The following is a 22,338-nucleotide window of genomic DNA, read 5'->3' as shown; positions in this document are numbered from 1 at the left end:
GTCCCGCTTTGCGCAGGCGGGCAGTCCGGACACCGCTACTGCCCATATAGGCGGGCCCAGTTCTCACGACTGGTGAGACGCGGCAACGCATCCCGGTACTCGCGTTGCGTCGCCGACGCATCCTCACGGAACCGCTTCATGAGCTTTGCGGTTCGGGCCGTGAGCTCACGGGCAGCGTCCTTGTCGCGGCGGCGCACCCGGACGCCGGACTGGGAGGCGTCGGTGATGACGGCGGTGTCGAACAGCGACACGTGCCACCAGTGCGCTTCTGCCACTGGGATACTGGCCACTCCGCGCTGGGTACGGCCGAGCCACTGGTATGCGACACGCTTGGCCAGCACGATGTCGAGCCTGCTCTTGTCCGGCTCGAAACCGGCATACCGGGTGACGAGGTCGGCGTTACGGATGCCGGGAATGTTCGTCGCCAGATGCTTGACCGTTTCCGGGAACTGCTTGCGCTCCTCACGAATCGAGGCCAGCACGGCCTGACCGCCGTCCTCGAGTATCCGCGGCCCCTCGAGGAAGTCCTCGATGCCGCGAATCATGGTGTACGCCAATCCGTATTGCATTGACACGAGGTACCGGGTGATCTCCCGCGTCATCAACCTGCTCAAGGACTTTGCATCGAACTCGCTGTGCAGTGCGGCGGCGATGAGCGAGTTGCGGGTGCTGAAGTACTTGGCCCAGTCGTCGCGGTCCTTCCAGTGGAAGTCGGCGTGCCACACGCCGGCGCCGGGCAGCGTGACGGTGACGAATCCGGCGGCCCGGGCGCGGATGCCGTACTCGATGTCGTCCCACTGGAAGAACATCGGCAGTGGGAGACCGATCTCGGCGACTACTTCGGCTGGGATCAGACACGACCACCACGCGTTGTAGCCCGCGTCGACGCGCTTGTGCTGCTTCTTTTTGAGCAGGTTGACGTCGTGCCGCGATCCGGCCGCCCATCGGCCTGCCTTGAGCCTGGACAGGTCCGCTTCCTCGGCACTGACGTGCAGGTGGTCCGGGTTCATCAGGTACAGCATCTGCGCGCCCACCAGCGTCGGTTCCGTGGTCACGTTCGCGAACGCGTTCATCCGCAGAATGGACTCCGGCTCGCACAGGATGTCGTCGTCCATCAGGATCAGATTGGCGTGCTCGTTGATGGCCGATACCTCGTACATGCCGCGGGTGAATCCGCCGGCCCCGCCAAGGTTCGGCTGTCGCAGGTATACGAGTTTGTCGCCGAGGGCCTCGGCGACCTCGGTGAACCTCGCACGGTCCGACACGTGGTCAGTGCCCTGGTCCACCACGTACACGGCGTCGATGCTCGACACCATGGTGGAGTCGTTCGCGATGGCGGCGACCGTGTCCGCGCAGTCGTCCGCACGATTAAAAGTGCAGATCGCGATCGCGGCCGGCCGGATCACCGACGGCGCCGCGACCGTCCACTCCAGTTCGCTCACGGCAAGAGCGCCGTCGACAGCTGTGAACTCGACCCACATGCAGCCGCCATCGAGGTATGTGTCGAGTTTCGCGGAGAGCCGGGCCGTTCCGGACCCGTCGATCTCCGCGGTCGCGAGGACGCGGGAGTGGCCGCCCGAGTCGGAGCCGCGCAGCGCCACCGCGCCTCGCCCGGCGGCCTCGTGCCGGAACCCGACCGTGACCTCGGTGACGGTGGTCCACCGCTGGAAGTAGCTGGCCGGGAACCGGCCGAAATAGGTGTCGGTGTCGACCTTCGCACCCTTCTCGAGGTGCACGATATTTCGCTCGCGGTGTGCGCGACCCTTGATGATCCTCGCGTACAGGTCGTCCTTGACACGGGTGGTCGGTCCCGTGAAGAGACCTCGCGCCACCACGAGCCGGTCGGGCGCACGATGCTCGGTAAGAGCACTCCGCACCGCGGCCGTACTCCCGTCGACAGGTGCTACCGACGTGGACTCGTTCATAGCGCTCCTACTTGTTCCCCGCGAAAGGTGGGTCGACCACACCACGACCAAGCCGCGATGCTCTTTCTCGGTTCGAAGAATATCAACTACGCGGTGCGCTCCCCGACCACACGACGCGATTGCGGTCCCCGTGACGCGTCCGCAACCGGAATAGTCCCATCCCCATCGCAAGCACATCGGCCCTGGATATGCGTGTTTCGTGGCTGTCATGGTCTTCGCTCAGACGGACCGGAACCTCGACCGGAACAATGCCGAGTCGCTCGACGAGGTGGACGAGTTCGGTGGTGAACAAGAATCCGGGTTCGGCGAGGTCTGGAACCAGTCCGCGAATAAGTTCGCCGTCCATGAGGACGGTGCCCTGGGGGTCGCCAGTTCTCATACCGAGAATCACCCGGCGCAGCGCCGCGAAACCCCAGGTCAGAGTTCCGCGCAGGGCACCGCGCCGGACGTGCGAGTCCGGGTGCGCCTTGGATCCGATAACGACCACGGGCAGGCGGCCCTCGTGTTCGGCTGCGAGCTTTTCAGCGCCGTCGAGGTCATCGAACCCGAACGGCAGATCGTCGGCGGTGAGGAGCACGTGCGCGCCGCGACTCGCCCCCGCTCCGGCCCGCAGCGCGTTGCCCATGCCTTTCGAACTCTGCAATACCTTGAACGAGACAGGTCCGGCGCTCCAGTCCTCGGCGAGGCGCGTGCAGATAGCGAAGGTGTCGTCGCTTGACCCGTTCTCTACGACGATGATCTCGGCATCGTGCCCCGACAAGTGGTCAGCCAGCCGCCGAACGGTCTTTTCGATGACTGCGGCCGAATTGTGTGCTGGAATTACGACCGACAGGTCAGGATGCACCCATGCGCCTATCCGATAGCGGCAAGGACCGAAGAGACTCACCGGCGGAGCTTAGCCTCTCGGGGTCCGGGCGTGCCAACGTCTGCGCCCATGTCGTTTACTAGGACGATGCGACGCGTTCCCGAATGGCTTGTCGCGGCCGGTGTCGCAGTGTCAGCGACCCTGATCGCCATTGTTCCCCGCCTCATCTACAACCGCTTCTACTACGGCGGCGACATGCTGGAGTCGTTCGTGCCGTCATGGCACCGGATCGGCACCGAACTCCTCGCCGGACACTGGCTCACCGTCAATCCCGACGCCTGGATCGGTGGGAACTACGCAGGCGAGGCCGCCTACGGCCTCTACAACCCCGTGAACCTGGCCAACTACATGCTCACCGCGAAGTTCGAGGACCTCTCGGTCGCGGCATTTGTGATCATGGCGGAATTCCTCGCGCTGTTCGCCCTTGCCACGTATCTGCTGTGCCGCGAATACGGCGCCCGCCGCGCACCGGCGATCCTGGCCGGTCTGACCATCCCCTTCAGCGGATTCACCCTGTTCTACGAAGCCGGCGGTTGGCCTTCCGGGATGATGGCCGTGGCGTGGGTGACGCTGTTCTGGTGGTCCGCGCTGCGACTGTCCCGCGGACGCACGAACCCACTGTTCACATTCGTGATCGGTGCGCTGACCATCAGCATGGGCAACCCATACGCCGCGCTCGGCGCCGTGATCGTCCTCTCCGGAATCGGGATCGGACTGCTTATCGAACGCAAATTCTTCCGGTTGCTGGTGCTGGCGATCACCGGCGCGTGCGCTGGCACAGCGGCACTGGTCACGTACCTGCCGCTGTTTCTCAGCGTGGACGTCACGAGCCGCACCGGCAGCACCGGCATCTTCAACGACACGTTCCTGCAACCGCAGATCGGCGGTGCCGCCGCGATGAGCAGCCCGTCCTACCTGCCGGTGATCACGACATTCGACGGCCCGGTCGAGGTGATCCCCTCGCTGTACCTCGCCTGGTTCGTGCTGCCTCTCCTGCCGTGGCTGCAATGGGAGCGCATCCGTGCACTGTTCGCGTCCGCCGAGTTCCGGCGCGCACACGGGCGGCCCCTGATCAGCCTCGCCGTGATCGCGTTCGTCTACTTCCTCTTCACGTTCGGGCCGTCGAACGTCGGAATGTTCCGGTGGCCGATCCGGCTGGTCGAGTACCTGTACCTGTGCGTCGTGATCGGTCTGTCGCTGGCCCTGTCGCTGGGCATCGCGAGCACCGTGATCCGCAGGCGGGCCGCCGCATCCACGGCACTGATCGCGCTGGGGTTCTATCTGGCATTCTCCTCGTCGCCCGCCCTGACCGGCAGGCACGCCCTGTTCGCGCTGCTCATCGCGGCGCTGTGCGTGGTCGCGTACGCCGCCTGGCGAGCCCGGCGCACGAGCGGTCTCGTCACGGCCTTCGTCCTCGGGACGGTGGTGGTGACCGCGGCGCAGGTCTACTCGCTCACTTACGACATCGTCCCGGACAGTCGGAGCGACCCGTCCAGCACCACGAGGCTGTCCGAGCAGACCGACCGATACCAGGGCACCGTTCTCCAAATTGCCGAACTCGAAAGCACCTCCCCCGCGGACATCACCGCCGGACGGATCCTGTTCGGCAACGAGATCATGGCGTCGTCCGTTCCCGGCAGTATCAACGCCTACACCGGCATCGGGTTCACGGAGTTCCAGAACGCGCTCTGCATGGACTACCGCGGGGCGGTGTGCCCGGATGCCTACGCCGCGCTCTGGCAGTCGGTGAACGCGAACATTGCCATTCCGCTGATCGACTACCTGCGCGTCTCCACGCTCGTAGTGCAGAATTCCCTCCTCCCGGAAGTCCAGGCCTCGCCGCCGCCATCCGGCTGGCACATCACCGAACTCAGCGACTCCCGGACGGTATTGCAGCGCGACATACCACTGCCGCTGCCGCTGCCCGGGAGGGTCTCGTATGCGTCCGACGGCGTCGAGGTGCTGGCATCGGAAGCTGGCGCCACCCGCGAAACCGTACGGATCGGTGGAAGCGGAGGCACCGTGTCATTCGCGCGACTGGCCTGGCCCGGGTACTCCGCCACCGTCGACGGCGAGACGGTGAACGCCGACGCGGGATGGCACGGTCTGCTCGAGGTGGCCGTACCCCCGGGTGATCACGAGCTGATCGTGACGTTCCACCCGCCGCGGGAACGCCTGTCCGTCACGGTGTTCGGGGCCGGAGCGGTCGTGGTGCTGATCCTGACCGTCCTCGATCCGATGCTGCGTAGACGCAAGCTCGGCGCGGCCACCACACTCAGAAGGTAGGAGGATCGCCCGCGGGTCGCGCGCGAACGTGCGCGCGCTCGCCCTGCGGTCCGAAGAGGCTGAGGATTTCCGTCGGTTGCGGCCCGTGGTTGCCGAACCAGTGCGGGACGTGGGTGTCGAACTCGGCGACCTCGCCCGGAGTCAGGATCACGTCGTGTTCCCCGAGCAGCAGTCGCAGTCGACCGGACAGCACATAAAGCCATTCGTAGCCCTCATGGACCTGTAAACGCGGTTCTCCAGCCGGGTTTCCCGGTGGGAACACGTGCTTGAACGCCTGGATCCCACCGGGTCTACGGGTCAGCGGGAGAATGATCGAGCCGTGGCGCTCGATGGGTCGCAGGTGGACACGCGGGTCGCCGGTGGCGGGCGCGTCGACGAGTTCGTCCAGTGGGAGTTGGTGGGCACGGGCCAGCAGAAGCATCAACTCGAGGGTGGGTTTGCGCTGACCGGATTCGAGGCGCGAAAGGGTGCTGACCGAGATCCCGGTCGCGTCGGAGAGTTGGGCCAGGGTCGTGTCCCGCTGTCGGCGCAGCGCTTTCAGTCGCGGTCCCACCGCGTCGAGAACTCCGTCGAGGCCGGGTAGGTCTTCGGTCATGTCCACAATTTTGCCACAACGGCAAACATTTTTGCTAGATTTTTCAGTGGTGGTAAACAATCGACCGCAGAACCCACGAACAAAGGAGAACGCGGTGGAAGACAGTTACGAGGTAGTGGTCATCGGCGGCGGCGCGGCCGGACTCAGCGGGGCGTTGGCGCTGTCGCGGGCGCGCCGGACGGTGCTGGTGATCGACGCGGGCGACCCACGCAACGCGCCCGCCGAGCACATCCACAACTATCTTGGCCGCGAGGGCACACCTCCCGGTGAACTGCTGATGAGCGGGCGCGATGAGGTGTCCGCTTACGGCGGTGAGGTCATGACCGGGACAGTCACGTCGGCCGAACCTTTGGGGGACGGGACGTTCCGGGTGGTCCTCGCCGACGGAAAGGCGGTGCTCGCGCGCAGACTCCTGGTGACCACCGGCCTCGTCGACGAACTCCCCGATATTCCCGGGCTGGCCGAGCGCTGGGGACGCGACGTTCTCCACTGCCCCTACTGCCACGGTTGGGAGATCCGCGACCAGCCGGTCGGCGTCCTGGCCACCGGCCCGTTAGCCATTCACCAAGCGCTGATGTGGCGACAGTGGACCGACGACGTGACGTTGTTCCTGGGCGATGCGATCGAACCCACCTCCCACGAGTTCGACCGACTTGCCGCGCGCGGCATCGCAGTCGTCGACGGCGCGGTGGCGGGACTCCAGGTGACCGGCGACCGACTGGCCGGTGTCCGCATGCACACCGGCCAGGTGTTCCCGCTAGCGGCCGTGGTGGTCACGGCGGCGTTCGCGGCTCGCTCCGAGGTCCTGGAGAGCCTCGGCCTCGAGGCCACCGATCAGGAGATGGCCGGGCACGTCGTCGGCACCGCCATCGCCTCGGACGCCACCGGCGCCACAGCGATTCCGGGGGTGTGGGTGGCCGGCAACGTGACCGATTGGAAGGCGCAGGTGATCACCGCTGCCGCCGCGGGCCTGAACGCGGCCGCAGCAATCAACGGCAACCTCATCGAGGAAGACACGCGCCTGGCGGTCGAGGCCAAGCTCAGCTGTTAGCCGACACGGTCACCTCGTGGACCACGCGATGCGCGGGCAGGATCGAATCGCGTTCCACACCGGGATCACCCTCGCCGCCGATCAGCCCGATGAAATGCGCGAGCTGGGCGGCGAGGGGTTCCTCGCTGTAGCGGATGGTCGGGATCTCGATCACCGTCTGCTGCTGGTAACCGTCCCGGTCAGCGGGGAGGTTGTCATCGATGTGCTTGTAGATCGTGATGTCACGGCGCAAGAGATCGATTTCGATCAGCCGGCCTGACTCGAGCAGCGACAACTGCCGGATTTTCCGCTGACTCACCCGGCTGGCCGAAATGGTCGCCACCGCACCGGATTCGAAACGCAGCACAGCCTCGGCGCAATCCTCCGCCTCGTTGCGCACCGAGCTGTCGTGGAAGTAGCCGAATTCGCCCTTCGCTCCGACGGGCTGTGATCCGACGAATCCGATCGCGAGGTCGACATCGTGAATCAGGAGGTCGGTCGCGACGCCCGTAGGGATGCGGGAAACGAACGGCGAGTGCCGAATACCGTTGACCTGCCATACATCGCTGGCAAACTCGCGTGCGGTCCGGACCGCCGGGTTGAACCGCTCAAGCAGACCGCACATCAGCGGCACTCCGGTGGCGGCGGACCGCTTCACGAGGTCGGTACTCTCCTCGTACGTTGCGGCGAGCGGCTTCTCGACGAGCAGTGGCTTGCCTAGATCCAGAATTCGGCCCGCCACGTCGTAATGCGCGGGAGTCGCCGCCGCGACGACGACGGCGTCGATCCCGGCGAGGTCGTCGAAATCCGCGGCCCAGGTGGTGTCGAACCGTTCCGCCGCCTCCCGGCCCCGTTCCTCGTGAGGCTCGACCAGCAGGGCCAGATCGCACAGGGGAGACTGCGTGAGGACGCGCGCGTGCAATGAACCCATCTTGCCGGACCCCACGAGCGCGATCCTTGGTCGATTCGTCGTCATCATGCCCCCATCGCTTCGCGCACGGCTGCGACGATCTGATCTATCTCGCCGGTGGACAGCGCCGCGTGGACTGGCAGGCTGAGGCATCGGCGCGCCACCGATGTCGCGACCGGGGTGTCCTCGACGATCACCCTGGGATGCTCGCGGTAGCAGTCGTAGTCGTAGGCGGTCCGTGGGTAGTACACCCCGCTGCCGACTTCACGCTCGAGCAGTCGCTGCGCGAGGGTGTCGCGGTCGATCGGCGCATCGTCGCCGAGTGTCACGGTGAACTGATGCCACACGTGCCCACGACCGGCGATTTCCGAAGGCAGACGGAGACCGTCGACGTCCTTCAGGCCGGTTCGCAATGCCTCGGCGTTACGTCGGCGCGCCTCCACCTGTTCTCGGTAGGAACCCAGTTGCGGCAGCCCGAGACTGGCCTGAAGATCCGTCATCCGAAAGTTCTGGCCCACCATCTCGTACTCGTAGCGCCGCCGCATGCCCTGGTTTCGCAGTACTCGCAGCCGATCCGCGACGGCGTCGTCATCGGTGGTGATCATCCCGCCCTCAGCGGTGGTGAGATTCTTGGTGGCGTAGAACGAGAAACACCCGAGCCCGAAGCTACCTGCGCCCCGGCCCTCGAACGTGGCCCCGTGCGCCTGGGCCGCATCCTCGATCACCGTCAGCCCCCGCGACTCCGCGAGCGGCATCAGCGTCCCCATGTCGGCTGCCTGCCCGTACAGATGCACCGGGAGAAGCACCTTGGTGCGCTCGTTCACGCACTGTGACGCAATGTCGGGGTCGAGGGCGAAATCGGCCTCCGTGATGTCTGCGAACCGTGCCGTCGCCCCGGACTCGAGGATCGCGTTGAGGGTGGCTACGAACGTGAACGGGGTGGTGAGCACTTCGTCGCCCGGCTCGAGATCCTGCACCCGCAGGGCCGCGATCAGCGCGGTGGTGCCATTGTTCACAGCGACGGCATGTCGAGTACCGACGAGATCGGCGAACCCTTCCTCGAACCTGGCAACCTTCGGCCCCTGCGCGACCACGCCGGATCGGAGAGTGTCGAGGACCTCACGCTCGACGTCCTCTCCAAAAGAAATACTCGAGATCGCGATCACTGTGCCTCCGCTAGATTGATGTTTAATTCACGCCGTCTCCACAGAGTGCAACAACATGAAACGTACAACAACGTGAAGGCTCCCACCGCCTCACGGCTAGTGAAAGGAACCCCGATTCTTTCATGACCATCGGTGATAGCTGCGAAATCCACCCCACCGTCGTGATCGGCGACGAAGTGACTATCGGCAACCGGGTGAGCATCGGGCCCTACGCCGTCCTCACCGGACCACTCGACATCGGTGACGACTGCTGGATCGGCGCCCATGTCACTCTCGGGGCGCCGCCCGAGTGGATCGGGAAGGTACATCCCCGGACGTGGAAAGAGGCCAGCCCCCACAAGGGGGTGGTTATCGGCGCGGGAACGGTGATCCGCGAATTGAGCGCGGTACACCAGGGAGCCGAGCGGACGACGAGGATCGGGCGCGGCGGCTTCGTGATGAACCGTATCTCGGTGGCGCACGATGTACAGATCGGCGAGGACTGCACCATCGCGCCGTCAACTACTTTCGGCGGACACGTGACCATGGGCGACGGCGTCAATCTCGGGATAAACACGGTGATTCACCAGCGTCGCGTCATCGGTGACCGCGCAATGGTGGGGATGGGATCGGTGATTGCCAAGGACATTCCGCCGTTCGCCACGGTGTTCGGCAACCCGGTCACCCTGCGCGGCGCAAACCGCATGGGCATGGCGCGGATCGGGATCGCCGAAGCCGACATCGCGGCCGTGGAGGCGTTATACGCCCCGGGAAGCCCGGGTGCACACGCGGACCTCCCGGAGTCGCTCGCCGAGGCGTTCGGCTGGTGGAGGGATCTGGCGGTCAAGCCGCTCGTCACAAGTTTCCGGTGAGATTGCCGATTACTACTAGGTGGCGAACGGGTGGGTCTCCGGCACCCGGTCCACCCGAGACCATGCCCATTTATGGGACAGACCCGCCGGTGCCCGAGGCCTGCAACCGCAGAACCTCGGGCACCGATCCCCGATCGAATCGCCGGCACTACCTCATGAGGCGGGATCGCTCATGCCTGGGGAGCGAAGTTGAATTGCTGGTTGGGCCCGCCGGTGCAGTCCCAGATTTGCAACCGTGTGCCGTTGGCGGATTCACCGTCGGTGACATCCAGGCATTTGCCGGCCTTAGCATTGTTGACGATGGCGCCACCGGCCGACCTGCCGTCGATCACCGCATCGTCGACGCTCCAGCGCTGGGCCGCATAATCTGTTATCCGCAACTGGTCCGTCGTTGCACAGTCGTTGATCGCGACCCGTTCGCCGTTGCTGCCGCCACTAATATATGAAGGGGAATTCGTGGCCGTGGGGAACACATCCAAGCATTTCCCTGTGTGTGGGTTGACGATCTGCCCATTATCCTTCAGCATCCACTGCTGGTTCTCCGCACCCGTGTAGTCCCACATTTGCACATTAGTGCCCGCGGCAGTTCCGTTGTCGAGAATGTCGAGCACCCGACCGTCCAAACCGTAAATAGAGGACTCGATCGACGGCAACGGCCGCGCACCATCATTCACGGGATAATCCGGCGTGTCGCGAGGCGAACAGCGAATACTATGAAATCCGGAATTCGGGTAGATCTGAGTGTCGACTGCATTGCGTGTCAAGAAAGTAAAGAAGTTACTCGCATTGTTGTATTCGTTCGCATTCTTGCCGACTCTGATGCTTGGACTCACGTCTCCCAGGGAATCGGCTTTTACCGTAACTTTGATGGTGGGAAAATTGATCAACAGTTCGTTTTCGCTATTAAACCTGTCGACGGTCCATCCCCCCCACATCCTGCCCTGAAGCCTTGGGTCCATTATTGGTGACCGTTCCGTTTGTCGTTCTCTGCTCTGTAGCGTTATTGAGTGCCACTCGCAGGTGATTCCCTGTTTGCGACTCGACTCCCTTGTCATTGACGCGAATAATTTCGTTTGGAAATTTTGATGAAGAACCTGAAATTGCGTCCGGAACATTCTCCAGTTCGGCGGACACGAAGTCGGTCCCCTTTGGGATATCGACATCGAGCTTCATCCGCGTAGCGCGGGATATGGCATTATTTTTGGCACCGCTCCCGCTTTCGAAATTATCCGTGGTGATTTTTATGGGGTCAAAGTCAAGAGCATAGGTAAATGTTTGCCCAGCAGGCGCCGATTTCGGAAAGATGGCTCGAATGCCCATCTCATTCGTGACACCAGTTGCAGTGTTCGTGAAGAGATCATCGACCGGTCCGTTAAATCCCGTAGTAGCCGTACCCCCGTTGGCAAATGCTCCACAACTGACCTTGAATTTTGTCTCCGAATGGACGGTACCGCCTTCTCCGGTGACGGGATCGTCAGCGGCTTGTGCGGTGGCATGCACGAACGGCAGGACTCCTGCAGACAGGATTGCCACGACCGCAGCTCTTGACCACTCGCTTCGATTCACGAAACTCACCTCAGACTCGGAGTTGACTAGAATAGATCGGATCAGGCGGCGAGGTGGTTCACGCATCGTCGACCTCTGCAAGGTGACACTTACTTATTCATTCCTCTGCCGTATAGCCCGAGACGAAATCCGGTGGCATCCCGACGTGCACCACCTCGATGAAGTGTTGCCGCACTTTCCGGCCGCGTCTATCCCCCGAACAGACCCCGTATCGGACCAGCCGGGTGTCCCCCGATCGGACGGGGTGAACACAGCCAGCAGACGGACAGCGTTGTCTCGGTGACCACCACGATCGAGCAAGCCGCCAGCGTCGAACCCGATTGAATAACAACCACATACGGAAAATCGCGATACCCATGCTCCGCAGTTGTCGGTCTCCCTGCTGCGCTATCCCGAGACAAATCCGCCGGTATCCCGACGAGTCACTAGTTTCGCAGGTCATGGCGATTCCCGAACTGTCGTCAGCTCGACCACAACTCCTGAACCTCCTGGCAGGAGAGGAACGTCACCCCCAGGAACGCCTCCGGCAGCACATCGGCGACCAACTCCCGTGCACCGCCGTGGTTAGCACACGTCGCACGCGAGAATTTCAAGGAGGCGCTTCGCCTCCGCAGTCGAGGACCGGAGGTGAGGCACCGAGCGCTACTCCAACGCGCGCAGGTCGATCTGGCGCAGAATCGCAAAGCGGCCGCCCGTAAGAGCATCGAGAAAGTCCCCGCCGAGGACCCGGGGTATCCGGGGTATCCGGGGTATCCGGGACTTGCGGACGCACTCGTAGCCCTGCACTGGCCTCGACGACTCGGATCGACGCCTAATGGTCGGCGCCCATCCGGCTGCTCAGTCGTACGTGACGGTCTGCGGAGGCCGAGTTGAGACCGACGATCTCGACGTTCTTTCCCTTGGACGCATACTTGGTGGTGATCGCGTCGAGCGTGGCCACCGTGGAGGCATCCCAGATGTGTGAGCCGGACATGTCGATCACCACGTTCTGCGGATCCCCGACATAGTCGAACTGGTAGATCAGATCGTTGCTCGAGGCGAAGAAGAGTTCCCCGCGCACCGCATAGACCCGGGTGTCGTCGTCGGGGTGTGCGATGTCGACGACCTCGGTCAGGTGAGCAACCCGGCGGGCGAAGAGCACCATCGCGGTGACGACGCCGACGAAGACCCCGTAGGCCAGGTTGTGGGTGACGACGGTCACGGCGACCGTCGCGAGCATCACCGTCGTCTCGCTCCGGGGCATCCGCCGCAGCGTTTTCGGTGTGATGCTGTGCCAGTCCATGGTGCCGACCGAGACCATGATCATGACCGCGACCAGGGCTGCCATCGGAATCAGTGCGACAACGTCGCCCAATCCGACCACCAACACCAGGAGAAATACTCCCGCGAGGAACGTCGAGATCCGGGTGCGGGCACCGGAAACCTTCACGTTGATCATGGTCTGGCCGATCATCGCGCACCCGCCCATGCCACCGAACAGTCCAGTGACCAGGTTCGCGACCCCCTGACCCCAGCCCTCCCGCGTCTTGTCCGAATGCGAGTCGGTGATGTCGTCGACGAGTTTCGCCGTCATCAACGATTCGAGCAGCCCGACCAGCGCCATCGCCAGGGCATAGGGGGCGATGATCGACAGCGTGTCCAAGTTCATCGGCACGTCCGGGATGAGCCAGGAGGGCAGGCTTGAGGGGAGTTCGCCCTCGTCACCGACGTTCGGGACGTTTAGCGCGAACACGACCGTAGCGACTGTCAACAGCACGATGGCCACCAAGGGCGCGGGAACTGCCTTGGTGAATCTGGGCAGGAACACCATGATCAGCAGTCCGACAGCGACCATCGGGTAGACCAGCGCGGGCACGTCGATCAGGTGGGGCAACTGAGCGGTGAAGATCAGGATCGCGAGGGCGTTGACGAATCCGGTCATGACGCTGCGCGGGATGAACCGCATCAGTTTCGCCACTCCGACCAGGCTCAGGACGATCTGCAGCACCCCTGCCAGCAGCACTGCGGCGATGAGATAGTCCAGGCCGTATTCCCGAGACAGCGGCGCCACCACCAGGGCGATCGCCCCGGTCGCGGCCGAGATCATCGCGGGACGTCCACCCACGAAGGCGATGGTCACGGCCATGGTGAAGGAGGCGAACAACCCCACCCGGGGATCTACACCGGCGATGATGGAGAACGAGATCGCCTCCGGAATGAGCGCAAGCGCGACCACGACACCGGCAAGTGCCTCGGTCTTCAGCCTGCGTGGAGATCTCAGCGCGGCACGCACCGACCCTTCGTCGGGAAGTGTGTCGGGGTGTCGTACTGACATCAAAACTCCGTTCGCACGGCGCGGGGACGCCGATGCCACTAGGTGTTCGTCCGGCGCGACACTGCGCCTCGGACGAGGAATTATCGCGGCCGACAGTGCGACCCGACGGTGTTCGCGACGGTGCACCGCACTTCGTCGGCCCGCACATAAGGCGGGGCTTGGTGTTCACATTCGACCGAGCGGACTCTACTCTCCCGTCGGAGAGGAGTTCCACTCGCCGGATCTGCACTCCCTGATTGCTATCGTCGTAGGGCGCACTGCACGTCGCAGCGCACTGACGTGAGGGGTGGTCGATTGTGAGCGTCGAGCCTCGAGCCACCCCAACACGCGACGGCCGAACCCTCCTGATGAATGCGGTGCGCGGTCTCGTCACCCTCGCGATCGTGGTGGCCGTCGGCGTCGCGGTGAAGTCGCAGTGGAGTGAGGTCCGGAACACGATCACGAACCTGGACTGGTGGGCGCTCGCTGTCTCCGCCGTGTTCGTCTTCCTCGGAATGGGCGCCGCGGTGCGGGCGTGGCAGCACGCGCTTGGCGCCCTCGAGCACCCGATACCCGCGTTCGACGCCGCCCGCTGCTACCTGGTCGGTCAACTCGGCAAGTACTTGCCCGGCAGTGTGTGGGCCTTCGTCCTGCAGACCGAACTCGTGCGCCGGGCCGGGGTATCGCGGGCCAACGGATTCGTCGCCGTGCTCGTCACTGTCGGTCTGAGCATTACGTCGGCACTAGTCGTGGGCCTGCTTGCTCTGCCTGCCCTGTTCCAGATCAGCACTTTCGCAGCGGTCGCGGTGATCGCGCTCGTTCCGGTTGCTCTCATCTGCTGCTACCCGCCCGTCCTCACCCGCCTGGTGAACCTGGCGTTGCGGATCCTGCGCCGTGGGCCGCTGCAGAGGCAGTTGGCCATGCCCAAGATCGCGCTGGCCCTTGGGTGGTGCGCCATCAGCTGGGTGCTCTACGGCATCCACCTGTGGTTGCTGGCGTCCAGTTCTGCAGGATTCGAGGCAGGCACCCTCATGCGGTGCATCGGCGCCCTCGCGCTCGGTATGGTCGCCGGCGTGCTGGTGGTCATCGCACCGTCCGGAATCGGGGTGCGCGAGGCCGTCATCGTCGCGGCTCTCTCCCCGTTCATGGACAGCGGCGTCGCACTCGGGCTTGCCCTAGCCTCGCGCTTGATCTTCACCCTGTGCGAGGTGTTCGCCGGACTCGTCGCCGCCCTCTCCGGGTCGCGGGTCCTGCGCAACGCACTCGTCCGTGAAGACTCGCGGGTGCCAGCACCGTCGTAGCGATGGCAGACCCGGCCTCAGCCGATCACGCCTCGCCGTTCACCCACTCAGCCGATTACGGACTCCCTGCTCGCATACCCCTTCTCCACGGGTTCCTTCTGCGCGCGCCACCAGGACTCGTTGTCGCGGTACCACTGCACAGTTGACTCGAGCCCGCTGCGGAAATCCCCGTACCGCGGCGTCCAACCCAACTCCGTGCGCAGTCGCGTCGAGTCGATCGCGTAACGAAGGTCATGGCCCGGCCGGTCGGTGACGAAGTCGAGATCGTCGGCGGGGCGACCGAACAGTTCGAGGAGCGTTCCGACGACGGTCCGGTTGTCGACCTCACCGTCCGCGCCGATCAGATACGTCTGCCCGAGGCTCCCCTTCTCGAGGATCGTCCACACCGCGGAGTTGTGATCGTCCACATGAATCCAGTCGCGCACGTTCCGTCCGCGGCCGTATAACCGCGGACGCACCCCGTCGATCAGGTTGGTGATCTGACGCGGAATGAACTTCTCCACGTGCTGATACGGGCCGTAGTTGTTGGAACAGTTCGACAGGGTGGCGCGGACACCGAATGACCGCGCCCAGGCCCGCACCAGCAGATCGCTCGACGCCTTGGTCGCCGAGTAGGGGCTGGACGGGTTGTAGGCGGTCGACTCCGTGAACCGCTCGGGGTCGTCGAGTTCGAGGTCGCCGTACACCTCGTCGGTGGAGATGTGGTGGTAACGGAGGTCATGCGCGCGCACCGCTTGGAGCAACGAGAACGTACCCATCACATTCGTGTGCATGAATGCCGTCGGATCTGCCAGCGAATTGTCGTTGTGCGACTCCGCGGCGAAATGGACCACCGCGTCCGAACCGGCGGCCAGACGATCGACCAAAGCGACATCGGCCACATCGCCGTGCACGAACTCGATGCGGTTCGCCACCGGGTCGAGCGAGTTCCGATTGCCTGCGTACGTCAGCGCGTCGAGCACGGTCACCTGGACGTCGGGGCGTTCGGCGACCGTCTGGTGCACGAAGTTCGCACCGATGAACCCGGCGCCACCTGTCACGAGAAGCCTCATGTGCACCTAGCTTAGTGGCGCGTCCGAGTTTCTATCCGCAACGAACACTGGAACACTGCGCATATGCGCGGAATCATCCTGGCGGGCGGCACAGGGTCCCGGCTGCACCCGATCACTCTCGCAGTGAGCAAGCAGCTGGTCCCGGTCTATGACAAGCCGATGATCTACTACCCGCTCTCCACCCTCATGCTGGCCGGCATCCGGGACATCCTCGTGATCACCACTCCACACGACGCCGAGCAGTTTCGCCTGCTGCTCGGAGACGGTTCCCAGTTCGGCGTGAACCTCACGTACGTGGTGCAGGAGGAGCCGAACGGTCTGGCGCAAGCATTTACGCTCGGCGCCGACCACATCGGCAACGAGTCGGTGTCCCTCGTGCTCGGCGACAACATCTTCTACGGTCCAGGGCTAGGTTCCCGGCTCAACCGCTTCGAGAACATCGACGGGGGCGCCGTGTTCGCCTACCGGGTGTCCGATCCCAGTTCCTACGGTGTGGTCGAATTCGACGACACCGGCAGGGCGATTTCCATCGAGGAGAAGCCCGCCACGCCGAAGTCGCACTTCTCGATTCCCGGCCTCTACTTCTACGACAACGACGTCGTGTCGATCGCGCGGTCGTTGACGCCGTCGGACCGTGGTGAATACGAGATCACCGACATCAACCGGGCCTACCTGCAGGCCGGGCGCCTGAAGGTCGAGGTGCTGCCCCGCGGTACCGCCTGGCTCGACACCGGCACCGTCGATTCGTTGCTGGAGGCATCGAATTTCGTGCGCACTCTCGAACACCGACAGGGGCTAAAGATTGGCGTCCCCGAAGAGGTCGCGTGGCGGCGCGGATACATCACCGACGACGAATTATGCTCCCGCGCTGAAACTCTCGGAAAGTCGGGATACGGCGACTACCTCCTCGAGCTCCTCGAGCGCGGCAAGGACTGGTGACGTGGAATATCGGGAACTGAAAGTCCCAGGCGCCTGGGAGATCACCCCGCGGCAGTTCGGCGACGACCGCGGCGTGTTCCTCGAATGGTTCAAGGGTTCCAAGTTCGAGGCCGCCGTGGGACACAGTCTCGATCTCGCGCAGGCCAACTGCTCCGTGTCGGCCGCCGGTGTGCTGCGCGGCATCCACTTCACCGAGAGTCCGCCCGGGCAGGCGAAATACGTCACCTGCGTCAAGGGCGCCTTCCTCGACGTCATCGTCGACCTGCGAGTCGGGTCGCCCGCGTTCGGGCAGTGGGATTCCGTGCTCATCGACGACGTCGCGCGGCGCGCCGTCTACCTGCCTGCAGGCCTCGGCCACGCGATCCTGTCACTCGAGGACGCATCCACCGTGATGTATCTGTGTTCGATCGAATACACCCCCGCACTCGATCACGACGTCCACCCACTCGATCCCGACCTGGGAATCGACTGGCCCACGGTGGGCCGGGACGACACCCCGCTGACCTTCCAGCTGTCCGAGAAAGACTTGGCCGCACCGTCTCTGAAGCAAGCCCTGGACGCGGGCGTGTTACCGAAATTCGGTTAGTGAGGTCTGGTCGTGGTGACCTGAGTACGGCTCTGAACCTAGAGCCATACGATTCCAGGGTGTCGGTCCTGCATGCCAAGATGCTCGAATGAGCACCATGCTTGATGAGACAGCGCAGTACCTGGCGGCCGCACCACACACGCGCGAAGAAGTGCTGCGCGACTCGTGCCGGATCCCCACCCTGCCAGGTGTCTATGGCTGGTGGTTCCGCAAGCTACCCGCTGGGATCGAGACGTCCAGATGCATCGTCAATGAGGGGCTGACGTTGCTCTACACCGGAATAAGCCCTTCACGACCACCGACCAACGGGAAGCCTCCGAGCAAACAGAATCTTCGGAGCAGGATCAAGACGCACTACATGGGGAACGCCGCCGGTTCGACTCTGAGGCTGACGCTCGGTTGCTTGCTGGCAGAGGAGATTGGCGTCGAGCTCCGTCGGGTCGGTTCAGGTTCGCGGTATACCTTCGTCACAGGCGAGATGCTGCTCTCCCAGTGGATGTCTGAGAACGCACTCGTATCGTGGGTCGAGCACGCTGAACCCTGGGGATGGAAGAACGCCTGATCGCGAGCCTGGACATTCCACTCAACCTGGAGGGCAACTCACGTAACCCTTTCTATCTGCAGCTGAAGACGGCGCGAGCTGACGCAAGGCGCCGCGCGGATGAACTGCCGCCACTCCCGAATCCTGGAGTTGGTGGCCGGTAACAAGATCGCGATTTGTACGATCTTGCAGTCGGCCGGTCGAGAGCCGAGACCGGGCAGTGGGAAGTCCGGCGGCAGTGCGCGGGTGGCGATCGACGCTCGAGCGCACCGGAACTGACGTACTCTTGAATTCCAGTTCCTCTTCACAGAGAAACACAACGTGAACTGCGGAAATCTCACGTCAGGAGTGCCTCAATGTCTTCTCCTACCAATGATCCGACGCCGACCGAACCCCCTGAATCACCCGCTACGCCGGCTGGCGCAACCAACCGGGTCGCCGCTGCGCTGCGGCCCGCGAGCAACGCGGGCTGGGCGGTCACCTCGCTCATCTTCTTCTGGCCGCTCGCCTTCTCGGCCTTCACCCATGCGTTCAACGTGTACCCACTGTGGGCCAGCGGTGACGTCGCCGGGGCGCAGGATGCGTCCGACCGGGTCCGCCGACTGGGCCAGATCTCGCTGTGGATCTTCGGTGGACTTCTGCTGCTGTTCCTGGTGCTGTACGCGATCGGCGCCATCGTGTTGCTCGCAAACGGCGACGACGGCGGCATTCGCGGAAGGCATTGGGGCTGACCAGGGGCCGGCCTGCGTCTGATGCCTGCCCCACAGGCCTTTATCGACTCTGCCAGTCCGTTCATCGACCGCTCAACGGTCTCGGTGTGAGATCGGTTGTGGCATCGTCTGGTTGTGGGCAATACACCTATCAATCCCCGTTTTGAATCGGGGGCTCGGCCACCGCATTGGAGTAGCCACGTTTCCTGTCATGTTCCGGATGAACGTGTTTGGCGCCTCGACGATATCTGCTCGGATATCTCAGCGGGTCAATGGATCGTCGACAGCGTGCGCAACTTCGACTACACGGTGGGTTCGCTTGTACCTCCCGATTTCGAGTTGTACTCACGGGTTCTTCACCCAGCTGTCAGGGTTACGCAGACAGAAAAGAGCATCGTGGAGACGGCGGTGACCTGGCAGGAGGTCGCCGACGGCAACAATGCGGTGATTCACCAAACGGTGGAATGGGGATCAATTCTCGCAGCAGGCACAAAGGGAGCTGAGGACTCCGGCGACAGTCCCTTGTGGGACCAGGCGCCCGATATGGGCGGATTACCTGCAAAGCAACGGTCGGCGCTGGCGGCCGTATTGGAGGGCTTCACCAGCACCCCCGACGATTGCTGGTTCGGAGTATGGGAGGGAAACTCCTTTCACGGAGTTTTGCCTGACGGCCCGCGCCTGCACCTTCCCCAGCGATCGATGCTGCTGTTCCACGGCCCCGTCCACGCGGCGCTGAACCAATTCCAAGGGGAGGGCCCCAACATCTGGTGGCCACGGGACCGCGCGTGGTGCGTCGCAACAGAAGTCGACTTGATGTCGACGTACGTGGGAGTATCCACCGACGCCAGCATGGCGATTCTCGCTAATCCCGCGCTCGAGGTGGTCGGTGCTCGTCAGGGCCAACGTGTGACTTGGGACAGTGACACCATCAATCCGCTGCCTGAGCACCCCTACCGCGATTGACTTCTCTTCCGTCGCATGTCCTCGTCCATGCCTGGCACCGGTCGAACTGGCCATGCCTGGCCGGCAGTCTCGACGCCCACCTGCTTGTAGCCGACCACGACCTCGAGGATGCTGGAATCGAAGTCGATCGACGCCAGGCACTGCAGTCCGCGTGGGAAGTCGTTGAGGAGGGTGCGATGCCCCGCGATCATCGGCTCAGGCCGAAACCAACCCAATGAGCTGGCGGCGCGGAGATCAGGCTCGGATCAGGCTAGGACCCGTCGACAGTCAGCGTAACGCACAGCCCGCCGAGACGACTGTCCGACAGCACGACGTCGCCGCCGTGCAGTGCCGCTTGCTGAGAGACGAGCGCCAACCCGAGGCCCGACCCTGCTGCGCGTGCGGCGCTCCCCCGTTCGAAACGATGCAGGACTCGTTGCCGCTCGTCGACGGGCAGACCGACACCGTTGTCGTCCACCCGCAATGCGAGCGCGGGACGGCGACCTGGGGTTTCGACCGGAACAGCGGATAACTCGATCTCCGTTGCGCCTCCGTGTGTGATCGCGTTGCGCAGCAGGTTGTCTGACGCGAGTCGGATCCCGTCGGGCCATCCCGTCATCGTCACCGGGAGATCGCCCCGGACCGTGATGTGGACGGCCGGGTGCGTTCGCGAACATTCCTGCGCCACCCGATCGAACAATTCGGTGACATCGAAACGGATGCGGTCCTCTGGCCGCATCAGTTCGCCGGCGGCGAGTTGACCGAGAGCGGTCACAGTCGACTCGACCCGACGTTGGGTGCGGATGAGATCTCCTACGATCTCGTCGAGCTGCGGTTTCGAGAGAGGATGTGTGCGCACGATATCGAGGTCCGTGCGCATGGCTGTGAGCGGGGTGCGAAGCTCGTGAGCTGCGGATGCGGCGAATCCGCGCGCCGAATCCAGCGCTGTCCAGGTACGTTCCTGTGCGGAGTTCATCCGGCTCCACATGTCGGTGATCGCTTCGGCGAGCTCTTCCGCCTCGGCTGCTCCGCGCACCCGCGGCGGCATGTGCAGGCCGTCCGCGGTGAGCGTGCGCGTCTGGGTGATCAACTGGCGCAACGGGCGCACCGCACGGCCGGCGAACAACCATCCCAACAGCGCCGCCAGTACCACCGCCAGCACACCGGCGACGGCGAGTCGGGGAGCCAACCGGCCCACCACGGCTTGTATGGGAGGCTGGGGGATTCCCACCGACAGCAGCGCACCTTCCGGCCTGCCCAGTGCGCGAGTTCGCACCCGATAGGTCACTCCGTCCACGACCTCGGTCGTCAGCCCCTCCGCGGCCGGGGGAAGCCTGACCGGTGTCGACTGCAGGACGGTGCCGTCAAGCCTCACCGTCGCCACGTAGCCCCGCCCACGCGTAATCGGATTGCCGTTGCCCCCCAGCGCTTCCGCTACTGCTTCCACGCGGCGATCTCGTTGCTGATACTCGTTGCCCACCATGTTGATCGCAGTCAGCGCCGCCACAAGAAGGACCACCAGTGCGGCCGCGAGGCCAGCCGCCCAGGCCACCCGGGCGCGGACGGACAGCGATCGCACGGGGGTGGTCATCGCGACTCCTCCCTGAGCACGAATCCGACACCGCGAACCGTCTGCACCAGGCGGTCCGCGCCGCCGGCCTCGAGTTTCCTGCGCAGATAGCTGATGAACACGTCGACGACGTTGGTGTCCGCGACGAAGTCGTATCCCCAGACCAACTCCATCAGCCGTTCACGGGAGAAGACGACACCCGCGTCTTCACTCAACGCGGCGAGCAGTTCGAACTCGCGCTTGGTCAGATCGACCCTGGTGCCGTCGATGAAGACGAGCCTTCGCGCCGGGTCGATCTGGAGTGGCCCGATGACGCGCGCAGTGCCGCCGATCGGCTCGGACGCGGCGGTCCGGCGAAGCAGCGCACGCAGGCGCGCCACCAGTTCGGTGATGTCGAAGGGTTTGATCAGGTAGTCGTCGGCTCCAGCCTCCAACCCCGCCACCCGGTCATTCACGGTGTCAAGGGCGCTGAGCACGCAGATCGGCACCTCATTGCCCATGGCCCGCAACGCCGTCACGACCGCCACACCGTCGAGGCCGGGCATCTGTATGTCGAGTACAAGGGCGTCCGGGGCGTCGGCGCTCATTTGACGTAGCGCGTCACGCCCGTCGACGGCCGTGGTGACGGCGAACCCCGACATCCGCAGGCCTCGGGCTACCGAATGCCGGACGTCGGGGTCGTCGTCAACCATCAAGACCTTCGGATCAGTGCTCATACCCGACGATCTTGCCCTTCATCACCTACCGGGCGCCGCGGACGCTGCACTCCTGACGGAGTTCAGATTTGGCCGATCGGGCATCTTTCACCGCGGCGGCCAATTCCGGGTTCTCGTTGAGGTTCGCCTGGGCCTGCGCCTTCCGCTGGTCCCTGGGCAGGTCCTTCATCTGTGCAGCCCGATCTTTGAGCTCTGGATGAGCCTCGAAGAGGGCAGCCATTTTCGACGCGGTTTCGGCGCGGGCCGCGTCGATCTGCTCGGCCGTACACGCCGGCTTGTCTGCTCGGTCCATGTGGTCCGAGGGGGCCGCCTGCGCCAACGGGACCGTCAGCGCGCCCGCCGCGAATACTCCCATCGCCACGACCGTAACCCGTCGAAAGATCTTGTTCGAGCTATTCATATTCGTAACTCCCACCATGGTCGACAAGCGGCGTCTGCCGCGTCTACGACAGTAGGAGCCACGTCTTCAACCACCCATAAACGCGCATGAGGAA

General features: G+C 64.1%; 23 protein-coding genes. 9 read left to right on the top strand and 14 right to left on the bottom strand.

Annotated elements, in window-relative coordinates:
- Positions 1 to 35: 35 nt before the first annotated feature.
- Entirely contained in the window at positions 36 to 1,925 is a 1,890-nt protein-coding gene (locus RM2_RS11450; protein ID WP_072689188.1) for a glycosyltransferase, read from the bottom strand.
- Between the two features lie 82 nt (positions 1,926 to 2,007).
- Positions 2,008 to 2,811 carry a glycosyltransferase gene (locus RM2_RS11445; protein WP_072689187.1) on the bottom strand — a complete coding sequence of 268 codons (804 nt, stop codon included), beginning with the start codon at positions 2,809 to 2,811 and terminating at the stop codon, positions 2,008 to 2,010.
- Positions 2,812 to 2,877: 66 nt separating this feature from the next.
- Here RM2_RS11445 and RM2_RS11440 point away from each other — a divergent pair, with 66 nt between their 5' ends.
- A complete protein-coding gene (locus RM2_RS11440) occupies positions 2,878 to 5,076 on the top strand; it encodes a glycosyltransferase family protein (RefSeq protein WP_072689185.1) in 2,199 nt (732 codons plus the stop codon).
- Here RM2_RS11440 and RM2_RS11435 read toward each other — a convergent pair.
- Complete coding sequence (locus tag RM2_RS11435) at positions 5,066 to 5,671, bottom strand: helix-turn-helix domain-containing protein (RefSeq protein ID WP_174553850.1); 606 nt, start codon at positions 5,669 to 5,671, stop codon at positions 5,066 to 5,068. The two genes, RM2_RS11440 and RM2_RS11435, sit on opposite strands and share 11 nt — an antisense overlap.
- 94 nt (positions 5,672 to 5,765) lie before the next feature.
- Between RM2_RS11435 and RM2_RS11430 the strand changes: the two genes are divergently transcribed.
- The gene (locus tag RM2_RS11430; protein WP_072689182.1) at positions 5,766 to 6,722 is read left to right on the top strand and encodes an NAD(P)/FAD-dependent oxidoreductase; all 957 of its coding nucleotides are present in this window, start codon (positions 5,766 to 5,768) and stop codon (positions 6,720 to 6,722) included.
- On the opposite strand, the gene RM2_RS11425 is transcribed toward RM2_RS11430, so the two are convergent.
- Together RM2_RS11425 and RM2_RS11420 are read right to left on the bottom strand one after the other, a co-directional pair.
- Positions 6,712 to 7,677, bottom strand: a complete 966-nt coding sequence (locus tag RM2_RS11425) for a Gfo/Idh/MocA family protein (protein WP_072689179.1) — start codon at positions 7,675 to 7,677, stop codon at positions 6,712 to 6,714. The two genes, RM2_RS11430 and RM2_RS11425, sit on opposite strands and share 11 nt — an antisense overlap.
- Positions 7,677 to 8,777, bottom strand: coding sequence for a DegT/DnrJ/EryC1/StrS family aminotransferase (locus tag RM2_RS11420; protein ID WP_072689177.1), 1,101 nt, complete (start codon positions 8,775 to 8,777; stop codon positions 7,677 to 7,679). The genes RM2_RS11425 and RM2_RS11420 overlap by 1 nt, the downstream gene beginning before the upstream one ends.
- 122 nt (positions 8,778 to 8,899) lie before the next feature.
- Between RM2_RS11420 and RM2_RS11415 the strand changes: the two genes are divergently transcribed.
- Complete coding sequence (locus tag RM2_RS11415) at positions 8,900 to 9,628, top strand: DapH/DapD/GlmU-related protein (protein WP_072689175.1); 729 nt, start codon at positions 8,900 to 8,902, stop codon at positions 9,626 to 9,628.
- A gap of 170 nt (positions 9,629 to 9,798) precedes the next feature.
- On the opposite strand, the gene RM2_RS11410 is transcribed toward RM2_RS11415, so the two are convergent.
- The 4 genes from RM2_RS11410 to RM2_RS11405 form a co-directional block, all read right to left on the bottom strand.
- The gene (locus RM2_RS11410; RefSeq protein WP_169846716.1) at positions 9,799 to 10,515 is read right to left on the bottom strand and encodes an RICIN domain-containing protein; all 717 of its coding nucleotides are present in this window, start codon (positions 10,513 to 10,515) and stop codon (positions 9,799 to 9,801) included.
- A gap of 16 nt (positions 10,516 to 10,531) precedes the next feature.
- A complete protein-coding gene (locus RM2_RS24490; protein ID WP_169846715.1) occupies positions 10,532 to 11,194 on the bottom strand; it encodes a hypothetical protein in 663 nt (220 codons plus the stop codon).
- Between the two features lie 461 nt (positions 11,195 to 11,655).
- On the bottom strand, positions 11,656 to 11,787 hold the full coding sequence (locus RM2_RS25620) for a hypothetical protein (protein ID WP_281250410.1): 132 nt from the start codon (positions 11,785 to 11,787) through the stop codon (positions 11,656 to 11,658).
- 218 nt (positions 11,788 to 12,005) lie between these two features.
- A complete protein-coding gene (locus RM2_RS11405; protein WP_072689423.1) occupies positions 12,006 to 13,508 on the bottom strand; it encodes a SulP family inorganic anion transporter in 1,503 nt (500 codons plus the stop codon).
- A 347-nt stretch (positions 13,509 to 13,855) separates the two neighbouring features.
- Between RM2_RS11405 and RM2_RS11400 the strand changes: the two genes are divergently transcribed.
- Entirely contained in the window at positions 13,856 to 14,788 is a 933-nt protein-coding gene (locus RM2_RS11400; RefSeq protein ID WP_072689171.1) for a lysylphosphatidylglycerol synthase transmembrane domain-containing protein, read from the top strand.
- Positions 14,789 to 14,835: 47 nt separating this feature from the next.
- Here RM2_RS11400 and rfbB read toward each other — a convergent pair whose 3' ends face one another.
- Positions 14,836 to 15,840 carry a dTDP-glucose 4,6-dehydratase gene (gene rfbB / locus RM2_RS11395; RefSeq protein WP_072689169.1) on the bottom strand — a complete coding sequence of 335 codons (1,005 nt, stop codon included), beginning with the start codon at positions 15,838 to 15,840 and terminating at the stop codon, positions 14,836 to 14,838.
- Between the two features lie 63 nt (positions 15,841 to 15,903).
- Between rfbB and rfbA the strand changes: the two genes are divergently transcribed.
- The 5 genes from rfbA (at position 15,904) to RM2_RS11370 (ending at position 19,579) form a co-directional block, all read left to right on the top strand.
- Positions 15,904 to 16,779 (top strand): glucose-1-phosphate thymidylyltransferase RfbA, encoded by an 876-nt coding sequence (gene rfbA / locus RM2_RS11390; protein ID WP_072689166.1) that lies wholly within the window; start codon positions 15,904 to 15,906, stop codon positions 16,777 to 16,779.
- A gap of 1 nt (position 16,780) precedes the next feature.
- Entirely contained in the window at positions 16,781 to 17,365 is a 585-nt protein-coding gene (locus RM2_RS11385) for a dTDP-4-dehydrorhamnose 3,5-epimerase family protein (protein WP_072689163.1), read from the top strand.
- A gap of 88 nt (positions 17,366 to 17,453) precedes the next feature.
- Positions 17,454 to 17,927, top strand: a complete 474-nt coding sequence (locus tag RM2_RS11380; protein WP_245813849.1) for a GIY-YIG nuclease family protein — start codon at positions 17,454 to 17,456, stop codon at positions 17,925 to 17,927.
- A 335-nt stretch (positions 17,928 to 18,262) separates the two neighbouring features.
- Positions 18,263 to 18,637 carry a CD225/dispanin family protein gene (locus tag RM2_RS11375; RefSeq protein WP_072689161.1) on the top strand — a complete coding sequence of 125 codons (375 nt, stop codon included), beginning with the start codon at positions 18,263 to 18,265 and terminating at the stop codon, positions 18,635 to 18,637.
- 387 nt (positions 18,638 to 19,024) lie between these two features.
- On the top strand, positions 19,025 to 19,579 hold the full coding sequence (locus RM2_RS11370) for a hypothetical protein (protein WP_139277737.1): 555 nt from the start codon (positions 19,025 to 19,027) through the stop codon (positions 19,577 to 19,579).
- Here the strand turns inward: RM2_RS11370 and RM2_RS11365 are convergent.
- Genes RM2_RS11365 through RM2_RS11350 form a run of 4 tightly spaced genes read right to left on the bottom strand, consistent with a single transcriptional unit; the run spans position 19,567 to position 22,244 of the window.
- Positions 19,567 to 19,770 (bottom strand): hypothetical protein, encoded by a 204-nt coding sequence (locus RM2_RS11365; RefSeq protein WP_072689158.1) that lies wholly within the window; start codon positions 19,768 to 19,770, stop codon positions 19,567 to 19,569. The two genes, RM2_RS11370 and RM2_RS11365, sit on opposite strands and share 13 nt — an antisense overlap.
- A gap of 59 nt (positions 19,771 to 19,829) precedes the next feature.
- A complete protein-coding gene (locus RM2_RS11360; RefSeq protein WP_072689155.1) occupies positions 19,830 to 21,149 on the bottom strand; it encodes a sensor histidine kinase in 1,320 nt (439 codons plus the stop codon).
- The gene (locus RM2_RS11355; RefSeq protein WP_072689153.1) at positions 21,146 to 21,844 is read right to left on the bottom strand and encodes a response regulator transcription factor; all 699 of its coding nucleotides are present in this window, start codon (positions 21,842 to 21,844) and stop codon (positions 21,146 to 21,148) included. The genes RM2_RS11360 and RM2_RS11355 overlap by 4 nt, the downstream gene beginning before the upstream one ends.
- A 25-nt stretch (positions 21,845 to 21,869) precedes the next feature.
- A complete protein-coding gene (locus RM2_RS11350; protein WP_072689151.1) occupies positions 21,870 to 22,244 on the bottom strand; it encodes a hemophore-related protein in 375 nt (124 codons plus the stop codon).
- Positions 22,245 to 22,338 lie beyond the last annotated feature (94 nt).

The organism is Rhodococcus marinonascens NBRC 14363 (assembly GCF_001894885.1).
GTDB classification, from domain to species: domain Bacteria; phylum Actinomycetota; class Actinomycetes; order Mycobacteriales; family Mycobacteriaceae; genus Rhodococcus_F; species Rhodococcus_F marinonascens.
Note: the sequence above shows the minus strand (reverse complement) of the source record. Positions and strands in the feature narration are given on the sequence as shown.